15 protein-coding genes are annotated in these 21,159 nt (G+C 34.5%); 7 read left to right on the forward strand and 8 right to left on the reverse strand.

What is annotated here, in order from left to right; translation table 11 throughout:
* Positions 1-301: 301 nt before the first annotated feature.
* From QLQ96_RS06330 to QLQ96_RS06345, 4 genes are read left to right on the forward strand one after another with little or no spacing between them, the layout of a single operon-like run.
* Positions 302-2,494 (forward strand): peptidase domain-containing ABC transporter, encoded by a 2,193-nt coding sequence (locus QLQ96_RS06330; protein ID WP_482495601.1) that lies wholly within the window; start codon positions 302-304, stop codon positions 2,492-2,494.
* 2 nt (positions 2,495-2,496) lie between these two features.
* Positions 2,497-3,786, forward strand: coding sequence for an HlyD family secretion protein (locus tag QLQ96_RS06335; protein ID WP_482495603.1), 1,290 nt, complete (start codon positions 2,497-2,499; stop codon positions 3,784-3,786).
* A 34-nt stretch (positions 3,787-3,820) separates the two neighbouring features.
* Positions 3,821-5,473, forward strand: a complete 1,653-nt coding sequence (locus QLQ96_RS06340) for a S41 family peptidase (RefSeq protein ID WP_482495605.1) — start codon at positions 3,821-3,823, stop codon at positions 5,471-5,473.
* Positions 5,474-5,502: 29 nt separating this feature from the next.
* A complete protein-coding gene (locus QLQ96_RS06345) occupies positions 5,503-5,886 on the forward strand; it encodes a hypothetical protein (RefSeq protein WP_482495607.1) in 384 nt (127 codons plus the stop codon).
* Positions 5,887-5,941: 55 nt separating this feature from the next.
* Here QLQ96_RS06345 and QLQ96_RS06350 read toward each other — a convergent pair whose 3' ends face one another.
* Genes QLQ96_RS06350 through QLQ96_RS06360 form a run of 3 tightly spaced genes read right to left on the reverse strand, consistent with a single transcriptional unit; the run spans position 5,942 to position 7,822 of the window.
* A complete protein-coding gene (locus QLQ96_RS06350) occupies positions 5,942-6,649 on the reverse strand; it encodes a tRNA1(Val) (adenine(37)-N6)-methyltransferase (RefSeq protein ID WP_482495609.1) in 708 nt (235 codons plus the stop codon).
* Between the two features lie 60 nt (positions 6,650-6,709).
* Positions 6,710-7,234, reverse strand: coding sequence for a ribosome maturation factor RimM (gene rimM, locus QLQ96_RS06355; protein WP_482495610.1), 525 nt, complete (start codon positions 7,232-7,234; stop codon positions 6,710-6,712).
* Positions 7,235-7,249: 15 nt separating this feature from the next.
* Entirely contained in the window at positions 7,250-7,822 is a 573-nt protein-coding gene (locus QLQ96_RS06360) for a 30S ribosomal protein S16 (protein ID WP_482495612.1), read from the reverse strand.
* A 191-nt stretch (positions 7,823-8,013) separates the two neighbouring features.
* Between QLQ96_RS06360 and QLQ96_RS06365 the strand changes: the two genes are divergently transcribed.
* Complete coding sequence (locus tag QLQ96_RS06365; protein ID WP_482495614.1) at positions 8,014-8,511, forward strand: DUF6252 domain-containing protein; 498 nt, start codon at positions 8,014-8,016, stop codon at positions 8,509-8,511.
* 60 nt (positions 8,512-8,571) lie between these two features.
* A protein-coding gene (locus QLQ96_RS06370; protein ID WP_482495616.1) for an IS3 family transposase occupies positions 8,572-9,932 on the forward strand; the annotation gives its coding sequence in 2 pieces (ribosomal slippage) (positions 8,572-9,034 and positions 9,034-9,932; 1,362 coding nt in all).
* Positions 9,933-10,054: 122 nt separating this feature from the next.
* Here the strand turns inward: QLQ96_RS06370 and leuB are convergent.
* The 5 genes from leuB to leuC form a co-directional block, all read right to left on the reverse strand.
* The gene (leuB, locus tag QLQ96_RS06375; protein WP_482495618.1) at positions 10,055-11,110 is read right to left on the reverse strand and encodes a 3-isopropylmalate dehydrogenase; all 1,056 of its coding nucleotides are present in this window, start codon (positions 11,108-11,110) and stop codon (positions 10,055-10,057) included.
* A gap of 116 nt (positions 11,111-11,226) precedes the next feature.
* Positions 11,227-12,747: an alpha-isopropylmalate synthase regulatory domain-containing protein gene (locus QLQ96_RS06380; RefSeq protein ID WP_482495620.1), complete on the reverse strand. Its 1,521-nt coding sequence runs from the start codon at positions 12,745-12,747 to the stop codon at positions 11,227-11,229.
* 222 nt (positions 12,748-12,969) lie between these two features.
* A complete protein-coding gene (gene leuD / locus QLQ96_RS06385) occupies positions 12,970-13,566 on the reverse strand; it encodes a 3-isopropylmalate dehydratase small subunit (RefSeq protein WP_482495622.1) in 597 nt (198 codons plus the stop codon).
* A gap of 10 nt (positions 13,567-13,576) precedes the next feature.
* On the reverse strand, positions 13,577-14,413 hold the full coding sequence (locus QLQ96_RS06390) for a hypothetical protein (RefSeq protein WP_482495624.1): 837 nt from the start codon (positions 14,411-14,413) through the stop codon (positions 13,577-13,579).
* A gap of 23 nt (positions 14,414-14,436) precedes the next feature.
* Positions 14,437-15,831: a 3-isopropylmalate dehydratase large subunit gene (gene leuC, locus QLQ96_RS06395; protein WP_482495626.1), complete on the reverse strand. Its 1,395-nt coding sequence runs from the start codon at positions 15,829-15,831 to the stop codon at positions 14,437-14,439.
* Positions 15,832-16,496: 665 nt separating this feature from the next.
* Here leuC and dnaE point away from each other — a divergent pair.
* Positions 16,497-21,032, forward strand: a complete 4,536-nt coding sequence (gene dnaE / locus QLQ96_RS06400; protein ID WP_482495628.1) for a DNA polymerase III subunit alpha — start codon at positions 16,497-16,499, stop codon at positions 21,030-21,032.
* Positions 21,033-21,159: the final 127 nt, after the last annotated feature.

A 21,159-nucleotide genomic window follows, 5' to 3' on the forward strand; every position in this document is an offset into this window, starting at 1 on the left:
TTTTAAAAGTAACCGATATAGCCTTATTTAGAATTTAGTCATGTTTTTTTTGAATGTATAGGCGCTCGATCGTGGAACATTGAGCATATTCTCAGTATTGATGATTGGTACTGAGATTCTTAGGAGTTGACCGCTGTGTTAATTTATTTGGTTAGGGTAACCGCGGTCATGTCCTAAAGAAATTGAGTTGCTAAAATTTGTTTTTAAATACTTAAACAGAGAAGATTTATATCTTCTCTGTTTTTTTATGGATTAACAAGAAATTTTTTTCTTAAATTGGTCTGGAATAAATCAGAATAAATTGAAAAAATTCAGTCATTATAGACAAGCTGATTACAAAGATTGTGGCCCTACATGTTTAAAAATCATTGCTAAATATTACGGCAAAACAATCAATATTCAGGAGTTGAGAGATTTTAGCGAAACAACTCGTGAAGGAAGCAATTTGCTTTTTCTTAGTGATGCTGCCGAGAAAATCGGTTTTAGAACCTTAGGAGTAAAACTGTCTGTAAAAAGAATTGAAGAAGCTCCGCTGCCTTGTATTCTCCATTGGAATAAAGACCATTATGTGGTACTTTATAAAATAAAAAAAGGCAAATATTATATTTCAGACCCTGCTTTTGGCCTTTTAGAGTACAATAAAGAAGAGTTTGTAAAATTCTGGATAGGCAATAATGCCAATGATGAAACAAAAGAGGGAATTGCATTATTGATCGAAGCAACGCCTAAGTTTTTTCAATCTGAATTTGATAAAGAAGAAAATTCTGCACTAGGATTTAAATTCCTTTCCCAATATCTATTTCAATACAAATCATTCCTTATTCAGCTTGCCATCGGATTATTTGCAAGCAGTTTACTCAATCTGATTTTTCCGTTTTTAACTCAAAGCATTGTCGATGTCGGAATCCAGAATCAGAATATCCATTTTATCTATTTGATTCTATTTGCAATGCTTTTCGTTTTTGCAGGAAGAACAGGATTAGAACTCATTAGAAGCTGGATTTTACTTCACTTATCAACTCGAATTAATATTTCTCTTATTTCAGATTTCTTTATCAAATTAATGAATCTGCCGATTTCCTTTTTTGATGTAAGAATGACAGGAGACATTATGCAGCGAATAAACGATCATCGACGAATCGAAAAAATATTGACCACATCATCGCTTAATGTTCTCTTTTCTGTAATTAATATGTTTGTTATGGGTGCTGTTTTGGCCTATTTCAATCTGCAGATTTTTTTAGTCTTTTTTTCGGGGAGTTTGCTTTACTTTGGCTGGATTGTTTTGTTTTTAAAAAGAAGGGAAGTTTTAGATTATAAACGATTTGCAGAAGTTTCAAATGAACAAAGCAAGGTCATGGAACTCATAAACGGAATGCAGGAAATTAAGCTTCATAATGCCGAAAAACAAAAACGTTGGGGCTGGGAGTATGTGCAAGCAAGACTTTTCAGAGTTTCAATAAAAGGATTGGTTTTGGAGCAGACGCAAACTATCGGTTCTTCGATTATTAATGAGCTTAAAAATATATTTATCATTTTTCTATCGGCCAAATTGGTAATAGATGGTTCTATAACTCTCGGTATGATGCTTGCCATAAGTGCGATTGTAGGGAGTTTAAATGGCCCGATTACGCAATTAATCGAATTTGTAAGAGAATTGCAAGATGCAAAAATTTCGTTGGCCAGATTGTCTGAAATTCATCAGAAAGAAGACGAAGTGCAGCAAGAAATCAATCAGACAAACGATGTGCCGCAAAATGTAGATATCGAAATCAAAAATCTATCCTTTAGATATTTAGGTTCAGATGTTCCGGTTTTAGATAATTTAAGTCTGTTAATTCCCAGCAATAAAGTGACTGCGATAGTAGGAGTGAGCGGAAGCGGAAAAACGACCTTAATGAAGCTGCTTTTAAAGTTCTACGAACCTGAAAAAGGAGAAGTTCTTATAGGAAATGCACAACTTAAAAATATATCACAAAGCGCCTGGAGATCTAATGTTGGCGCGGTAATGCAGGAAGGTTTTATTTTTAGCGATACCATTGCCAACAATATTGCTTTTGGAGTTGATAAAGTTGATAAAGAAAAATTGCTGTATGCAGTAGATGTAGCAAATATTAAAGAATATGTAAGCGAACTGCCTTTAGGTTTTAATACCAAGATAGGAGCTGAAGGACTGGGAATGAGTACCGGACAGAAGCAGCGTTTGTTAATTGCAAGGGCAGTTTATAAAAATCCTGAAATTTTATTTTTTGACGAAGCAACTTCGGCGCTAGACGCTAATAATGAAAAGGAAATCATGAAAAAGCTCGATATTTTTTTCAAAGATAAAACTGTGGTTGTAATTGCGCATCGTCTGAGTACGGTTATGAATGCAGATCAGATTGTGGTTTTAGATAAAGGAAAAATCATAGAAATCGGAAGCCATTCAGCATTGGTGGAACAAAAAGGGAATTATTTTGAATTGGTAAAAAATCAACTTCAATTAGGAAATTAATCATGAACGAAGATACATTTGAATTAAGAAGTGAAGAAGTTCAAGACATCTTAACCAAAGTGCCGCATTGGATGATACGGTGGGGAACTGTTTTGATATTTGCTATCATTATCATGCTTTTTTTTGTTTCTTGGTTTGTCAAATATCCGGATGTTGTGAAAACTGAAATTGTAATTACGACTAATATTCCGCCAGAGAAAATAGTGTCAAAATCTTCTGGACGCATTGAGGCCATTTTAGTTAAAAATAAAACGCTGGTTTCTAAAAACAGCACATTAGCTATTATTGAAAACACGGCCAATTACAAGGATGTTTTTCTTTTAAAAAGTATTGTAGATGGTTACAATATTAACAATTCAAAAAAAGAATTTCCCTTTGATGTTTTAAAAAACACGCAATTGGGAGAGATTGAAAGTGCTTTTGCTATTTTTCAAAAAGATTATCAGGCGCAGGAGCTGAATAAAGATCTGCATCCTTTTCAAGTTGAAAGGAGCGCGCAGCAATCTGAAAAAATTCAGATAAAAGAAAGATTAGAGATTCTGCAGCAGCAGAAATTGATTAACGAGCGAGAATTGGAACTTCAAAAAAATGAAGTCGCACGTTTTGAAACTTTATTCAATAAAGGAATTATTTCCGCTCAAGAAATGGAAGTTAAAAAACTAACTTTCCTTCAAGCGCAAAAGAATTATAGAAGCTTATTGTCGTCAATTTCCCAATTAAGGTCTTCTTTGATTGACAACACAAAATCGAGTCAGAATTCGCAAATAAACAGCACTAAAGAAGAAGCTAATCTTGGCCGTAGTGTTTCACAGTCTTTTTATCAGTTAAAAAAAGTAATACGCGACTGGGAATTAGCCTATGCACTGAAATCGTCAATCAGCGGAAAAGTTACTTTTTTGCAGGTTTGGAATGAAAATCAGACCATAAATGTTGGCGATAATGTATTTTCGATTATTCCAGATGCAAAAAATAGTTTTATTGGAAAAGTGAAAGCTCCAGCTTTGAATTCTGGAAAAATAAAGGTCGGGCAAAGAGTCAATATTCGTTTGGCAAATTATCCAGATCGCGAATTTGGTGTGCTGAAAGGCGAAATCAAAAACATTTCTCTAGTGCCAGATAAAGACGGAAACCTACTTATAGATGTCGCGCTTCCAAAAGGACTAAAAACATCATACGACAAGCAAATTACTTTTCAGCAGGAAATGAAAGGAAGCGCAGAAATTGTAACTGAAGATTTGCGTTTGATAGAAAGGATTTTGTATCAATTTAAAAATATTTTTGAACAAGTTTAACCAATAACGATAACTAACCAGCCACAAATTTTAAATGAAAAAAACATTACTTATTGCTTTTGTATTATTATTTCAATTTTCTTTTTCTAAACCAATAACCGAAACCCAAAAGTTAGCGGCAACGTGCAAAGTCTGGGGTTTCTTAAAGTATTATCATCCAAATGTTGCTGATGGAAGTAAAAATTGGGATGATCAGTTGTTTCAAATTTTGCCTAAAGTAGAAGAAGCGAAAACTTCTGAGGAATTCTCGTTAGTTATCGAAAACTGGCTTTCTTCGTTGGGTGAAATTAAAGCGAATGAAGCAGGGAAATCTCTTCCGAAAAAAGAATATTTCGATAAGAATTTTGATTTGTCTTGGATTAATAAAAATGATTTGTTTTCGAAATCCCTTTCCCAAAAATTAAAATTTATTGAAGCAAACAGAATTCAGAGCAAGCAATATTATGTGAATTTTGAGCTTAATACAGGAAATACACCTCTTCAGTTTAACAACGAAATAAAATATGCTGATTTTAAATGGACAGATAAAAATTTACGTCTTTTAGCTGTTTTTAGATATTGGAATTACATCGAATATTTTTTTCCATACAAATATCAAATGGATGAAAATTGGGATAAAGTGTTGATAGAAATGCTTCCAAGATTTTATGCCCCAGCATCTGAAAAAGATTTTGCTTTGGCGATGCGCGAGATTTCCGTAAAACTAAATGACACTCATGCTTCGACTAGTATGCCTCAATTATTCGAGTATTTTGGAGATAAATTTATTCCGGTTGATATCAGCATTATAGACGAAAAAGCAATTGTTGTCGGTTTTAAAAATGATTCTTTAGCAAAAGTTAGCGATATTAAAATTGGAGATGTATTTACAAAAGTTAACGGGAAAACGATAGCAGAACTTTTAAAAGAAAATAGAAAGTATGTTGAAGGATCTAATGAGCCATCTGTTTTAAAAAATGCTTATTGGACTATTTTTAATGGAAAATCTGATGCGGTAGAAGTAGAGTTTATTCGAAATGGAAAATCTGAAGTAAAATCTATTAAACGTTACAAATATCAAGATTTAAAAATTCGGTTTTCAGCTCAAGAAAAATGGAAAATTCTAGACGGTAATATTGGTTATGTAAATTATAATTCATTAGAAGAAAGCGATGTTCCAGCTTTGATATCGGCATTGAATAATACAAATGCTGTTATTTTTGATAATCGAGAACGCCCGCATGATGTTATGTATGCAATTTCAGATTGGTTAAATTCGGAGCCGAAAGAATTTGCAAAATTTTTAGATCCAGATGTGAGTTATCCAGGACGTTATTTATGGAGAAACGAAATTTTGAAGTGTGGAAAAAATAATCCAGAGCATTACAAAGGAAAAGTAATTGTTTTAATAAATGAAAAAGCAGTAAGCCATGCGGAGCTTAACGCTATGAGTTTGCAAACGGTTCCAAAAGTTAAAGTAATAGGAAGCCAAACAGGCGGTGCAGATGGGGCAAATTATAGATTTTTAATTATTAAAGGATTTAGCTCGTCGTTTACTTGTTTTGGTGTTTTTTACCCGAATAAGAAAGAAACACAACGAATCGGAATCGTTCCTGATATTGAAGTAAAACCAACTATTTTAGGAATTCAGCAAGGAAAAGATGAGGTTTTGGAAAGAGCTGTATTTTTTGCTAAAAACGGGAAATAATAATAATTTATAATTTGAAAAATCAAGATATGAAAAAGATCATCTTTTTTGCTTTAATGCTTTTAGGGACTTTAAGTTATGCTCAAAAATTAGATTGTAGTAAATTTAAGAATATCAAGTTTGGTGCACCAGCATTTCCGAATGAATATATTATTCGAAAAGATTCAATTCAAGAAGGTTATATGGATGGAAAGCTGCAAACCGTTTGGTCTCTCAAATGGCTAACAGATTGTAAGGTTGAAGCAGTTTGCATTAAAAACTTCGGATTACCAGACATTAAAGTTGGAGACCGATATATTTCTGAATTTATTGATGTCTATGGTGATTGTTTCACCGTTTCGATGCTTTATTTTGATGATCAAAACCCAAACGGAATCGATTTTACGCGAGGTTTTTGCATCATTAAAGATTAGACTTCTAAATTATAATCTTTGTCAAAGCTCAAAAAACTTTGGCAGAGATGTTTTTTTACATCTTTAAATAAAAATCTTTAGTCAGTTCAATATATTCTGGAGTATAAACATGACGATCAGTTTCGATAATTAATTCATCGATTTCAATTTCAGAAGCTTCATTTCGGCTAAAAGCCAATAAACTACGTTTGATTTCAGATTTTGGAGTGCCTTTTACTCGGGTAATTTTAAATGGATATAATTCAAATTCTTTTGCTAAAGCGATGAATTTTTCTTCTTCTTTAAAAGGAAGTATGATAGCTAAAATTCCGTTTTCCGAAAGCAATAAATCGGCAGCTTCAGTAATTTCTTCAAAAGGCATTGCATCTTGAAAACGTGCCAAATCGCGTTGTTCATTTTCAGTTTTATAATCTTCAGCATAAAAAGGCGGATTCGAAACAATCAAATCATATTCGTCTTCTGGTTCTTCGATAAACTCATCTAAACCCGCATGAAAACAAAACAATCGATCGCCCCAAGGAGAATTTTCGAAATTTCCTACAGCTTGTTCGTAAGCATCTTCATCAATTTCAAGCGCATCAATTTGTTCCGCTGATGTTCGTTGAGCAAGCATTAATGCAATAATTCCAGTTCCTGCGCCAATATCCAAAACACTAAACGGATTATGATGAACAGGAGCCCAAGCGCCAAGTAAAACACCATCTGTGCCTACTTTCATAGCGCAACGATCTTGATTGATAGAGAATTGCTTAAATTTAAACATGATGAAAATTTTTAAGTTCAGTTAGAAAACTGAACACTTAAAACTGTGACTGAATACTTCTTAAAGGTACATTTCTACAAGACCTTCAGGAAGATCCATGATTACTTTTTTATTCTCGCGATCAATTTTTACAAGGAAATTATCGATCATTGGAACTAGGATTTCAACCTCGCCATTTAAAACTTCGAAAAGAGGCTGAGCTGTTGAGTCATTTATAGAAGTTATTTTTCCGAAAACGCCTAAACGTTTATCTTCGATTTCAAAACCAATAACTTCGTGAAAGTAAAATTTGTTGCCCGTAAGTTTTGGCAACATAGTTAAGGGAAGATAGATTGCATTTCCTACAATAGCATCAGCATCTTCTTCTGTACTTACATCTTCAAAACGGACTCTTAAAAAATCGTTTTTGTGTAAAGAACTAGTTTCAATAAAAAAAGGAACCAAGTGTTTGTTGTGTTCAACAAACACTGATTCCAGATTTTCGTATAACTCAGGTTCGTCTGTGTCTAAATAGATCAGAACTTCACCTTTGAAACTAAATTTTTTAGCGATTTTACCTAAATAAAAACATTCTTCTTTACGCATTATCGCTAAGTAAAATTATGCTTCAGTTGTTTCGTTATTCTCTTCAGTAGAAGCTTCTTCAGTAGAAGCTTCTTCAGTAGCAGCCTCAACTTCAGCAACTTCTTCAGTAGCAGAAGCAGCAGCGATTGCATCAGCTTCAGCTTGAGCAGCAGCAGCTAAACGTTTAGCGTTAACTTCTTTTTCAGCTTTTAAAGCTTTAGCTTTAACATCAGCTTGCGCTTTTGATAAACCATCTTTTTTAGCATCAACTTTTCCAGCTTTTGACTCTAACCAAGCAGCTAATTTAGCGTCAGCTTGCTCTTGAGTTAAAGCTCCTTTACGGATACCTCCATCAAGGTGGTGTTTCAATAAAGCTCCTTTGTAAGAAAGAATAGCTCTTGCAGTATCAGTTGGTTGTGCACCATTGTGTAACCATTTAACTGCACTGTCAAGGTTTAACTCAACAGTTGCTGGGTTAGTGTTTGGATTGTAAGTACCGATTTTCTCTAAGTATTTACCATCTCTTTTTGAGCGTGCATCTGCAGCTACTACCCAGTAAAAAGGTTTTCCTTTTTTACCGTGTCTTTGTAATCTAATTTTTACTGACATAATCTTATTGATTAAAATTTGAGGTACTCGACCTCTATTAATTAAGGGCGCAAAGATATAATTTTTTTACGAAAAACACGTTTTAAAACAGATTAAATATATCTGAGCCGTTATTTTAGCATTTTTTTGACTTTTTAGTTTATGTATTTGGCTCTTAAATGCAATACTTTTGCATCAAATTCATTTTAAATATGAAAAAATACGTTTACTTTTTATCATTTTTACTTCTGCTTGTATCCTGTGAAGAGGATATAAAATTTAATAATCCAGCTTTTCAGACCTTAAAAGACAACACTTTTTGGAGGGCTCAAGTTTATCAAGCTGGAGCGGAATCAAATGGTTCTTTTATTATTGAAGGTGTTTTAGGTTATGAACAAATAAGTTTTCAGCTTCCTGCTGCATTAGAGAAAACATTTGTTTTAGGTTTAGATGATGCCACAAAAGCCATTTATAAAAACACTTCTAAAGGACAAGAAGCAGAATTTAGTACAGGAACTGGCAAAGGAACTGGAGAAATCATCGTTACAGAATATAATATGGTCGATAATACTATTTCGGGAACGTTTAAATTCACAGCAGTTAATACTGATTCTGGAGCCGAAGAACAAACAATGCATTTTTCGGAAGGCGTATTTTACAAAATTCCAGTAACACCACAAGACAATTTTAATCTTGTCAATTCTAATTAAAAAAAGGGATCAGCTTATGAACTGCCCCCAAAAAGTTAGATACTATTTGGGGGCATTTTTATGGAAAGAAAAGTCAAATACAGTTATGAATTTAAGCTTCTTTGTGTCAATGAAGTTTTAAAAAAGAATTATTCAATTAATTCAGTTGCAAAAGAGAAAAATTTAAGAATATCAAATCTCTGCAAATGGATTAGTTTTTACAAAAAGGTTGGTAAAGAAGGGCTTTTACCTAGAAAGAATCAACACTATTCTGTTGATTTCAAACAAAATGTATTGCAGGGAATTATAGATAAGTCACTATCTTTGGAAGAAGCTTGTGTTGAGTTTAATATTCCCAGTAGTTCCGTTATCATTCAATGGCAGAAGAATTATCAAAAACTAGGAGTTTTAGGCTTACAGAATAAACCTAAAGGAAGACCTAAGCCTATGACTTTCAAAAGAGCCAAAAAGAAATCCGCTAAACCTCTCACTAGAGAAGAAGAACTTTTACTTGAGATAGAATCATTAAGATGTGAAAATGCTCTTTTAAAAAAGTTCAATGCCTTAGTTCAAGCCGACGAAATCAAGAATTTAAAGCGCAAGCCATAATAGAATTAAGGCATGATTATGACCTGGGCATCATGCTGTGCCATATGAATATGGCACGAAGCAGTTATTATTACTATGAAAAAAAATATCATATAATTGATAAATATAGAGATATAAAATTACTCATTCAGCAGATTTACCATCAGCATAAAGGCAGGTTTGGCTACAGGCGCATTACTTTAGAAATAAAAAATAAAGGCGTTTTAATTAATCATAAAACTGTACTCAGATTAATGAAGCTTTTAGGCTTAAAAAGCTTAATAAGAGTTAAAAAATATAAATCATATAAAGGAGAGCATGGGAAAATAGCTCCAAATATATTAAAGCGTAATTTTAAGGCAGAAAAGCCTAATCAAAAATGGGCTACAGATGTCACAGAATTTAATGTATCCGGAAAAAAGTTATATCTCTCTCCAATAATTGATTTATTTAATGGAGAAATTATCAGTTATGATTTATCTGAAAGGCCAGTTTTTAATCAAATTGCATCCATGCTTGAAAAATCTTTTGAAAGAATACCCGATAAGACTAATTTAATATTGCATTCAGATCAGGGATGGCAGTACCAAATGAAACAATATCAGCACTTATTAAAACAAAAGGGAATTAAGCAAAGTATGTCTAGAAGAGGTAATTGTCTTGACAACGCAATAATTGAAAACTTCTTCGGAATATTGAAATCAGAACTTTTTTACCTTAAAAAATTCAATTCCGTTACTCAATTAAAACAGGAAATAATCGAATATATAGAATATTACAATAATGACAGAATAAAACTTAATCTAAAAGGAATGAGCCCGATACAATATCGAGCTCATTATTATCAAATTTAATTATAAATTCGTCTAAACTTTTGGGTGCAGTCTACTTATGTGATCCCTTTTTTGTTGTTTTTGTTTCAGGTTTCAAGTTTTTCCAACCTGAAACTTGAAACAAATTAAACTTGAAACAAAAATTATATGTTCGCAGCTAACCAGTCACCAACTTCTTTAGTGCCGTATGCTTTGCCACCATCAGCCAAATCCTCAGTAACAACTCCAGCTTCTAAAGCTTTGTTTACAGCATCTCTCATTGCTTTTCCTTCTTCCATCAATCCGAAGTTTTCGAACATCATTGCAGCAGATAAAACTGTAGCCATTGGATTCGCAATGTTTAATCCTGTAGCTTGTGGGTACGAACCGTGAATTGGTTCGAATAAAGATACTTCAGCTCCCATAGATGCAGAAGGCATTAATCCCATTGATCCAGAAATTACTGAAGCTTCATCAGTTAAGATGTCTCCAAATAAATTTTCAGTAATTAAAACATCGTAAGAGTTTGGCCATTGAACCAAACGCATTGCAACAGCATCAACAAATTCGTATGAAACTTCAACTTCTGGATAATCTTTTTCCATAGCCTGAACCGTTTCTCTCCATAAACGTGAAGTTTCCAAAACGTTTGCTTTGTCAACGCAACATAATTTTTTAGAACGTGTCATTGCTAATTCGAAACCTTTTTTAGCCAAACGTTGAACTTCAACTCTTGTGTAAACACAGTTGTCGAAAGCAGTGTCACCACCGTCTTTTCTTCCTTTTTCACCAAAGTAGATTCCGCCAGTTAATTCTCTTAAGAAAACTAAGTCAGTTCCTTCGATTCTTTCTCTTTTTAAAGGAGATTTATCTAATAAAGATGGGAATGTAAATGTTGGTCTAACGTTTGCAAACAAACCTAATGCTTTACGCATTTTTAACAAACCTTGCTCAGGACGAACTGGTGCAGAAGGATCGTTATCGTATTTAGGGTGACCAATCGCTCCGAAAAGAACAGCATCAGCATTTTTACAAACTTCGTGCGTTGAATCTGGATAAGGTTCGCCTACTGCGTCAATTGCAGCAGCACCAGTTAAAGCGGGTTTCCAAGTAATTTCATGTCCAAATTTTTGTGCAACAGCATCTGATACTTTTACTGCCTGATCAATTACTTCTGGTCCAATTCCATCTCCGGCTAAAAGGGCTATGTTTAATTTCATTTTTTAAGTATTTATTATTTTAAGGTTCAAGTGACAAAGTGACAAAGGAACAAAGGTTTTAAAAAGTAGGTTAAAAAACCTTTGAACCTTTGCGTCTTTGAGCCTTTGCAACTATATTAAGCTATAACATTCAACATTTTTTGCGTTGCAATAATCGCTGCAACGGTTTGATCTGAATCTAATCCACGGGTTTTGAATTCTTTTCCGTTGTTTACCCATGTAATAATGGTTTCGCACAACGCGTCAGAACTACTTCCTGGCGGAATTCTCACGGCATAATCAATCAGTTTTGGAAGCGTTAATTTTTTGCTTTTGTAAATTTTTGATAAAGCATTCATAAAAGCATCAAACTGACCGTCTCCTTGTGCATTTTCTTCGATTATTTCTCCATTAAGATTTAAGGATAAAGTAGTCGAAGGGCGCATTCCTTTTGAGTGAACCAGCATATAAGATTCAATTGTGATTTTTTCTTCGTAAGTATGGCTGTCCAAAACATCCGAAATAATGTATGGAAGATCTTCTTTTGTTACGGTTTCTTTCTTATCGCCCAATTCAATAATTCTTTGGGTAACCAATTTCAAATCTTCGTTGTTTAATTTTAAACCTAATTCTTGAAGATTCTTTTCGATATTGGCTTTTCCAGAAGTTTTTCCTAAAGCATATTTTCTTTTTCTTCCAAATCGTTCCGGAAGAAGATCATTAAAATAAAGATTGTTTTTGTTGTCTCCATCTGCGTGAATTCCAGCAGTTTGAGTAAAAACGTTGTCGCCTACAATTGGCTTATTCGCAGGAATTCTGTAACCTGTAAACGTCTCAACCAATTTGCTTACAGAATACAATGAAGTTTCTTTTACATTGATATTTACTTGTGGCAAATAATCGTTAATAACTGCAACCGTGCTTTCAAGAGGCGCATTTCCAGCGCGTTCTCCCATTCCGTTTACGGTAACGTGAAGTCCGTTTATTCCCGCTTTTATGGCTTCCATAACATTTGCAACGCTTAAATCGTAATCGTTATGTGCGTGGAAATCAAAGTGAATTTGTGGATATTTTTCTTTAATTTCTGAAATAAATTCAAAAGTCAAAGACGGAATTAAAACCCCTAAAGTATCAGGAAGTAAAATTCTTTTGATTGGCTGAGTCGATAAAAACTCCAAAAATTGAAAAACATATTCAGGAGAATTTCGCATTCCGTTGCTCCAGTCTTCCAAATAAACATTGGTTTCAATGCCATTTTCTTTAGCTAAAGCAATAATTTGAGCGATTTCAGAAAAATGCTGTTCAGGAGTTTTTTTCAATTGATGCGTTAAGTGATTCATTGAACCTTTAGTCAACAAATTCTGTACTTTGGCACCAGCTTTTTTCATCCAGTCGATTGAAACGCCTCCATCAACAAACGTCAGAACTTCAATTCTTTCAGTATATCCTTTTTCTTCAGCCCATGAAGTAATGCCTTTTACGGCTTGAAACTCTCCTTCGCTTACGCGGGCAGAAGCAATTTCGATTCTATCAATATTTAATTCCTCCAACAATAATTGCGCAATGGTCAGTTTTTCTGCAGCAGAAAATGAAACTCCTGAGGTTTGTTCACCATCACGAAGTGTCGTATCCATTATTTCAATTTTTCTTTTTTTCATATTGATAATCTATTATTCTAACTGGTTGCGCTTCATAAAAAAAGTTTTTAATTCGACGCATATTTTACGGATTCGCTATCGCGAAGACGCGGATTTGAAGTGGGTTTCTATTTTAGTTTAAAAAAATAAAATCAGTTTTTTCCGCGTTCTATGTTGTTTTCATTTATAAAGACCCGACAGGTTTCAAAAACCTGTCGGGTCTCAAAGGACTGAACCTGATTTTTAGTAAGGAAGTTTATCGGCGAAAGCCTTAATGTCTTCTTTTATATCTTGTAAGTAATCAATATCATCAAAGCCATTAATCATATTGTTCTTTTTGTAGCCGTTGATAGCAAAAGACTCTTGCTCACCAGTTGACAATAAAGTTATGGTCTGGTTAGGAAGATTGATTTCTAATTCTGTATTTGGATCAGCATCAATAGCTTTGAAAATGTTAGCTAAAAATTCTGGGCTGATTTGTACTGGTAAAACACCAATATTTAAACAGTTTCCTTTGAAAATATCAGCAAAGAAAGATGAAACTACAGCACGGAATCCGTAATCGTAAACTGCCCACGCAGCGTGCTCTCTAGAAGATCCAGAACCGAAGTTTTTTCCTCCTACAAGGATTTTTCCGCTGTAAGTTGGGTTGTTTAAAACGAAATCTGCTTTTGGAGTATCGTCTCCATTGTATCTCCAGTCTCTGAAAAGGTTATCTCCAAAACCTTCACGTTTTGTAGCTTTCAAGAAACGAGCCGGAATGATTTGATCTGTATCTACGTTCTCAATTGGCAACGGTACACCGCTGCTAGTAAGTATATTAAATTTATCGTATGCCATGATGTTTTTTTTATTTTATTCTATTTTTTATCTCTTCTAATATGTAGATGTTTAGCTCTAATCCGCTTTTATCTTCTGATAAACTGAAATCAGTTCTAATAATTTGTCTGATAATTTCACGTCCATTTAGAGCGTCTACATTACTAAAAAAGAGATTATCCCATTTTTGTAATTCATCAGGATTTTTTAATTCGACGCCGTTGTCGTAAAAATTAAATGGCAGAAAACTTATTTCTTTTAATGAAACACTGCTTTTCTTTTGTTCTAAATTATATTTCAAATAAGTAACCGCATATTCAAGACATTGCTTTACTCGTTTTGAGATTTGATTTAAATCTTCAGGTTCTTCGGGAGCTTTTCTCCATAAATTAAATTGCTTTTGAGTATAGTCGAATTTAGAATTGCTTAATTCTTCATTCTCTTTTGTATAGACAAAATCCATAATTTGAAGAATGTTTGGATGTTTACTGACCAGATTAAAACGTAGCTCTTTATCACTTACAGATTTAATTTTTAGAAATGGTTTTGTAATCCTATTTTCGGTAAATGAAACGATAGAATCTTTTTCATTAAATGACCAATTTCCATCCGTGTAAATTCCATTGTACGCTCCCAAAACACCTTTATAACTTTTTTGTTTTTCTAAAAACAGATAATTTGTTTCAAATAAACTGCTACCCAATAAATTGGTAAGATTTACATTAGAATTTTTGTATCGCATTTCTGAAAGATCTAGTATTTCTGAATCTACACTTTCAAAATTCCATTTTCCAGCAATTTTATCTTCTAAAGATTGATTGCAAGAGTAAAAAGCTAAAATTGTAAACGCCAATACTATTTTTTTCATGAATGTTTCGCCCGATAATTAAATTAAAAAAGCTCTCTTGGATCTGTTAATTTTCCTGTAACAGCAGCTGCAGCAGCCATAATCGGACTTGCTAATAAAGTTCTTGAACCAGGACCTTGACGACCTTCAAAGTTTCTGTTTGAAGTACTTACTGCATATTTTCCAGCAGGAACTTTATCATCGTTCATTGCTAAACAAGCAGAACATCCAGGCTGACGCAATACGAAACCAGCTTCTGTCAGAATATCTAAAATTCCTTCTTCTTTAATTTGAGCTTCAACAACGTGAGATCCAGGAACTAACCAAGCTGTAACATTATCTGCTTTTTTTCTTCCTTTTACAATTTCAGCGAAAGCTCTAAAATCTTCAATACGTCCGTTTGTGCAACTTCCTAAGAAAACGTAATCGATTTGTTTTCCGATCATTACATCATCTTCATTGAAGCCCATGTAAGCTAAAGATTTTTTGTAAGTTTCCTCGCCACCTTCAACTTCTTTTGCATTCGGGATATGTTTTGTAATACCAATTCCCATTCCAGGGTTAGTACCGTAAGTAATCATTGGTTCGATATCTTCTGCTTTGATGTTTAATTCAGCATCAAAAACAGCATCAGCATCCGTTTTTAGCGTTTTCCAATATTCAACAGCTTTAGTCCAAGCTTCTCCTTTTGGAGCATATAATCTTCCTTCTAAGAAATCGAAAGTAGTTTGGTCAGGAGCAATCATTCCTCCACGAGCACCCATTTCGATACTTAAGTTACAAACTGTCATACGACCTTCCATAGTCATGTTTTCGAAAACATCACCAGCATATTCAGCAAAATAACCTGTTCCTCCAGAAGTAGTTAATTGAGCAATAATGTAAAGTGCAACGTCTTTTGGACCAACACCTTTACTAAGTTGTCCGTTTACATTGATACGCATTTTCTTTGGTTTTGGCTGCATAATACATTGAGTAGAAAGCACCATCTCAACCTCAGATGTTCCGATACCGAAAGCAATAGCTCCAAAAGCACCGTGAGTAGAAGTATGTGAATCTCCACATACAATAGTAGCACCAGGCAAAGTAATTCCGTTTTCAGGACCAACTACGTGTACAATTCCATTTTTTTGGTGACCTAATCCCCAGTGCGAAATTCCGTATTCATTCGCATTGTCTTCAAGAGCTTTTAACTGGTTTGCAGATAAAGCATCTTCAACAGGAAGGTGTTGGTTTATGGTTGGTGTGTTGTGGTCAGCAGTTGCAAAAGTACGTTCTGGGTATAAAACGTTAACACCTCTTGATTTTAATCCTAAAAAAGCAACAGGACTCGTAACTTCATGAATGAAATGACGGTCAATAAAAAACACATCTGGCCCATCTTCAATTTTACGCACAACATGTGAATCCCATACTTTGTCAAATAATGTCTTACTCATTTTTATTTTTTTTTAATTGTAATTTCTATAACCACAGCAATTCCCTGTTCATTATAATAGCAAAACAAAAGTAAAAAAAGATACAAAAGCGTCAATTTCGATATTTCATTATATACGATACCCAAACTAAATTACAAATTGCCAATAGGCTTTTGTAACTTCAAATTTGAAAGAAAAATGATTTAGAAATTGATTTTGATTTTCTTTTTTACTTTTGGTTTTACTTTGTTATTTTTTGTTTTGATAGTTTGCAAATTTATCTCGAAATAGCTGTAAAACACAATGTTTTGTTTGGAAATATGTAACAAATTAAATAAAAATAGTAATAATTGTCAGTTTTGATTTCTTTTATAAATGGATGTTTTTTTGCTTTTTCCGAGGTTTTAAATCCCTATTTTAAGTGTTATTTAGAATCAATAAAACAGCAAAATACTACGACATCCAAGAGTTGTATTTTTATCAATTTTCATGAAATTTAAGAGAAAATCTGACGAATAAATAAGAATGTCTTTTTAAGAAATTATCCATTTTGTTTTTATAAAAAAAGCGTAAATTTGACTTCCTTCCATTTTTCATTTCGCATTTTGTTATGTTTCATGTTGTCAGTGTTTTGCAATATGAATACTTTGGAATTTAGGACTTAAAATTTTGATTTTTACAACTCTATGTATTTAATATTCGATACCGAAACAACCGGATTACCAAAACGCTGGGACGCCCCAATTACAGATTCTGATAACTGGCCTCGCTGTATACAGATTGCTTGGCAGCTTCATGACGAAATGGGACAGCTTATCGAACATCAGGATTATTTGGTAAAACCAGAAGGATTTAACATTCCGTACGATGCTGAACGTATTCACGGAATTTCGACTGAATTGGCTGAAGCCGATGGAATTTCTTTGGCCGAAGTTTTAGAGAAATTCAACATTGCTTTAAGCAAAACCAAATTTATCGTTGGTCAGAATTTAGGTTTCGACGTTAATATTATGGGCGCCGAATTCCATAGAATGGGAGTAGAATCTCAAATGAGTTCGATGCCAGTTTTGGATACTTGTACCGAAGTTACAGCATCTTTATTACAACTTCCTGGAGGTCGTGGAGGAAAATTCAAACTTCCAACCTTAACAGAATTACACAGTTATCTTTTCGATAAACCTTTCGCGGAAGCGCACAACGCAACTGCCGACGTTGAGGCAACTACGCGTTGTTTCTTGGAATTGGTTAGAAGAGAGGTTTTTACCAAAGAAGAGCTTGATGTTCCGAAAGAATATTTCAAAGAATTTCAGGAAAGAAATCCACAGGAATTTCCTTTAATTGGTTTAAAACATATCAATTTAAAAGCGGCTTCTGATAAGATTAGAGAGCAGATCAAGGCATTACAAGTTGATGAAATACCAACTGTAGTTTCAGAATCTGATAAGGCTGATTTTAAAGCGGCAAAATTTGCGCATTTGCACAATCATACACAGTTTTCAGTTCTTCAATCGACAATTGGAATTGGAAATATTGTCGCAGCTGCAGCTAAAAACGGAATGCCAGCGGTGGCAATGACAGATACTGGAAACATGATGGGAGCTTTCCATTTTGTGAGTGCTGTTATGAATCACAACAAAGCGGCTTCTGGAAAAAATAAGACATTGGTTGAAGCAGGGGAAGAACCAACAGAAACAGAAGTGAAACCTATTGTAGGTTGTGAATTTAATATCTGCGAGAACCACTTAGATAAAAGCAAAAAAGACAACGGTTACCAAGTTGTTTTGATGGCTAAAAATAAAGCAGGATATCACAACTTGGCGAAAATGGCTTCGATTGCCTATACTGACGGATTTTATTATGTTCCGAGAATTGACAGAAAGATCGTTGAGCAATACAAAGGCGATATCATGGTTTTGTCTGGGAATTTATACGGAGAAATTCCGAGTAAAATCTTGAATATTGGTGAAAACCAAGCCGAAGAAGCTTTAATTTGGTGGAAAGAACAATTTGGCGAAGATTTCTATCTGGAAGTAATGCGACACAATCAAGAAGATGAAAATCGTGTCAACAAAACCCTGATTGAGTTTGCTCAAAAACATAATGTCAAATTAATTGCGACTAACAATACTTATTATTTAAATAAAGAAGATGCCAATGCGCACGATATTTTGTTGTGTGTAAAAGACGGAGAAAAACAGGCAACGCCAATTGGTCGTGGTCGTGGTTATCGTTACGGACTCCCAAATCAGGAATACTATTTCAAGTCGCAAGATGAGATGAAAAAGCTTTTTGCCGATTTGCCAGAAGCGATTATCAACATTCAGGAAATTATTGATAAAGTTGAAGGATATTCGCTTTATCGTGATGTATTGCTTCCAAAGTTTGATATTCCAGAAGAATTTGTAGATCCAGAAGACGAAAAAGACAATGGGGTTCGCGGTGAAAATGCTTATTTGCGCCATCTTACAATGGAAGGAGCAAAAAGAAGATATGGCGAAATTACCGAATCGATTCAGGAACGTCTGGATTTTGAATTATTAACGATTTCGAATTCGGGTTATCCAGGTTATTTCTTGATTGTACAGGATTTTATCGCCGAAGCTAGAAAAATGGACGTTTCGGTAGGACCGGGTCGTGGTTCTGCAGCGGGTTCAGCCGTTGCATATTGCCTCGGAATTACCAATATTGACCCGATTAAATACGATTTGCTTTTTGAGCGTTTCCTAAATCCTGACCGTGTATCGATGCCTGATATTGATATCGATTTTGATGACGAGGGTCGTGGACGTGTAATGGAATACGTAATCAACAAATACGGTCAAAAACAGGTGGCTCAGATTATCACTTATGGTAAAATGGCAACCAAATCGGCAATTCGTGATACGGCGCGTGTACTGGATTTACCATTATTTGAAGCCGATAGAATTGCAAAATTGATTCCGGGAATGATGCCGTCAAAATGGAATTTGGCGCGTTTTATTTCGGAGAGCGAAGATGAGGTGAAAAAAGCCCTTCGTTCTGACGAATTTGATAATGTAAAAGAATTAATCGCGATTGCCAATGAAGATGATTTGGCAGGAGAAACCATTCAGCAGGCAAAAATCCTTGAAGGATCGATGCGTAATACGGGAATTCACGCCTGCGGGGTAATCATTACGCCTTCGGATATTACCAATTACGTTCCTGTTACAACCGCAAAAGATTCGGATTTATATGTAACACAGTTCGATAACTCAGTTGCCGAAAGTGCTGGATTGCTGAAAATGGACTTCTTGGGTCTGAAGACTCTTACGCTGATAAAAGATACCGTAAAACTAGTAAAATACAGAACAAATATTGATCTCGATCCCGATACTTTCCCGATTGATGATGAAGAAACTTATGCGCTTTTCCAAAGAGGTGAAACCGTTGGAATCTTCCAATACGAATCCCCTGGGATGCAGAAATATATGAAAGATCTGAAACCAACAGTTTTCGGAGATTTAATTGCCATGAACGCCTTGTATCGTCCGGGACCTTTGGAGTATATTCCGTCTTTCGTTCGAAGAAAAAATGGTGATGAGGAAATTAAATACGATTTAGATGCTTGTGCGGAATATTTATCAGAAACGTACGGAATTACAGTTTACCAAGAGCAGGTAATGCTTTTGTCTCAGTCTTTGGCAGGATTTACAAAGGGTGAGGCCGACGTTTTGCGTAAAGCGATGGGTAAGAAACAGAAAGACGTACTAGATAAAATGAAGCCGAAATTCGTTGAACAAGCATCGGCGAAAGGTCACGATGCCAAAGTTCTAGAGAAAATCTGGAAAGACTGGGAAGCCTTTGCGAGTTACGCATTCAACAAATCGCACTCTACTTGTTATGCGTGGATTGCGTACCAAACGGCGTATTTGAAAGCACATTATCCTGCAGAATATATGGCTGCCGTACTTTCGAACAACATGAACGATATCAAACAAGTTTCGTTCTTCATGGAAGAATGTAAACGTATGGGATTGCAAGTTTTAGGACCAGATGTAAACGAGTCGTACTATAAATTTACGGTAAACGATGATTATGCTGTTCGTTTCGGAATGGGAGCGATTAAAGGAGTAGGTTCGGGAGCTGTAGAAACAATCGTTGAAAATAGAAAAGACGGAAGATATAAATCGATTTTTGATTTGGCAAAGCGAATTGATTTGCGTGCAGCCAACAAAAAAGCGATTGAGAATTTAGCATTGGCGGGCGGTTTCGATTCTTTTGAGGGAACAACCAGAGCGCAATATTTCCATGATGATGGCGACGGTATTACGTTCTACGAAAAAGCAATGCGTTACGGGTCGAAATTTCAGGAAAATGAAAACTCATCTCAGGTGAGTTTGTTCGGAGAAACGAGCGAAGTGCAAATTGCTGAACCTGTTGTACCGCCATGCGAAGACTGGAGTACAATGGAAAAACTGGCTAAAGAAAAAGAAGTTGTTGGAATTTATATTTCTGGACATCCCCTTGATGATTTTAGATTTGAGATGAAATATTTCTGTAATGCCCGATTGGAAGCATTAAAGAGTATGAATGAATATGTTGGAAAGAACTTGCACTTTGCTGGAATTATCAATAATGTTCAGCATCGTGTTGCCAAAAATGGAAAAGGTTGGGCGGCATTCAACTTAGAAGGTTATGATGAAAGTTATGAGTTTAAGATTTTTGGTGAAGAGTATTTAAAATTCCGCCATTTCTTAATTCAGAACAATTTTGCCTTTTTGAAAATAATGATCAAAGACGGATGGGTAAACCACGATACAGGAAAAAAAACAGATCCTAGAATGCAGTTTGTAGAGATTCGTCAATTGCAGGATATTCTAGAAGCTTTCGCTAAAAAGTTAATCGTCTTACTGAATATTAAAGATCTTCATCCTGAATTTATTCATAAACTGAGTCATTTATTTAATGAAAATAAAGGAGAGAATTCTGTGACTTTTGAAATCATGGAATTAGAAAAAATAAAAAAACTGGTTGAGGTAGAAACACCAACAGATTTTGATTCTGAAGATGCTGTTTTTGAAGGCGAAGATGAAAATGAAGATGCCGCACTTGAGGATACAAAAAGACAAGAGGTAAATGAGGTTGAAGAAATCAAAGTAGTTACCAAACTGACTATGCCAAGCCGTCGTGTAAAGGTCAAAATATCGACTGAATTATTGCAGGAATTAGAGAAAATGCAGATTAATTTTAAATTGAACTAAAAAATTAACAGTTAAAATTTAAACACATGTTAATTTTTTATGTTAAAAATATGCATGCATAATAGTTTTTTAGTAATATTGCCCAAAATTACAACGTTTTCGTTCCAAGTCTAACTTTGCAAATTCT

It is taken from the genome of Flavobacterium sp. B167r, from assembly GCF_056824315.1.

Bases quoted from the DNA above. Each gene is read 5' to 3' on its own strand.
- QLQ96_RS06335 (WP_482495603.1), top strand. From the start codon at position 2,497: ATGAACGAAGATACATTTGAATTAAGAAGTGAAGAAGTTCAAGACATC.
- leuC (WP_482495626.1), bottom strand. From the start codon at position 15,831: ATGAGTAAGACATTATTTGACAAAGTATGGGATTCACATGTTGTGCGT.
- QLQ96_RS06340 (WP_482495605.1), top strand. From the start codon at position 3,821: ATGAAAAAAACATTACTTATTGCTTTTGTATTATTATTTCAATTTTCT.
- QLQ96_RS06360 (WP_482495612.1), bottom strand. From the start codon at position 7,822: ATGTCAGTAAAAATTAGATTACAAAGACACGGTAAAAAAGGAAAACCT.
- QLQ96_RS06345 (WP_482495607.1), top strand. From the start codon at position 5,503: ATGAAAAAGATCATCTTTTTTGCTTTAATGCTTTTAGGGACTTTAAGT.
- leuD (WP_482495622.1), bottom strand. From the start codon at position 13,566: ATGGCATACGATAAATTTAATATACTTACTAGCAGCGGTGTACCGTTG.
- rimM (WP_482495610.1), bottom strand. From the start codon at position 7,234: ATGCGTAAAGAAGAATGTTTTTATTTAGGTAAAATCGCTAAAAAATTT.
- QLQ96_RS06380 (WP_482495620.1), bottom strand. From the start codon at position 12,747: ATGAAAAAAAGAAAAATTGAAATAATGGATACGACACTTCGTGATGGT.
- QLQ96_RS06390 (WP_482495624.1), bottom strand. From the start codon at position 14,413: ATGAAAAAAATAGTATTGGCGTTTACAATTTTAGCTTTTTACTCTTGC.
- QLQ96_RS06350 (WP_482495609.1), bottom strand. From the start codon at position 6,649: ATGTTTAAATTTAAGCAATTCTCTATCAATCAAGATCGTTGCGCTATG.
- dnaE (WP_482495628.1), top strand. From the start codon at position 16,497: ATGTATTTAATATTCGATACCGAAACAACCGGATTACCAAAACGCTGG.
- QLQ96_RS06365 (WP_482495614.1), top strand. From the start codon at position 8,014: ATGAAAAAATACGTTTACTTTTTATCATTTTTACTTCTGCTTGTATCC.
- leuB (WP_482495618.1), bottom strand. From the start codon at position 11,110: ATGAAATTAAACATAGCCCTTTTAGCCGGAGATGGAATTGGACCAGAA.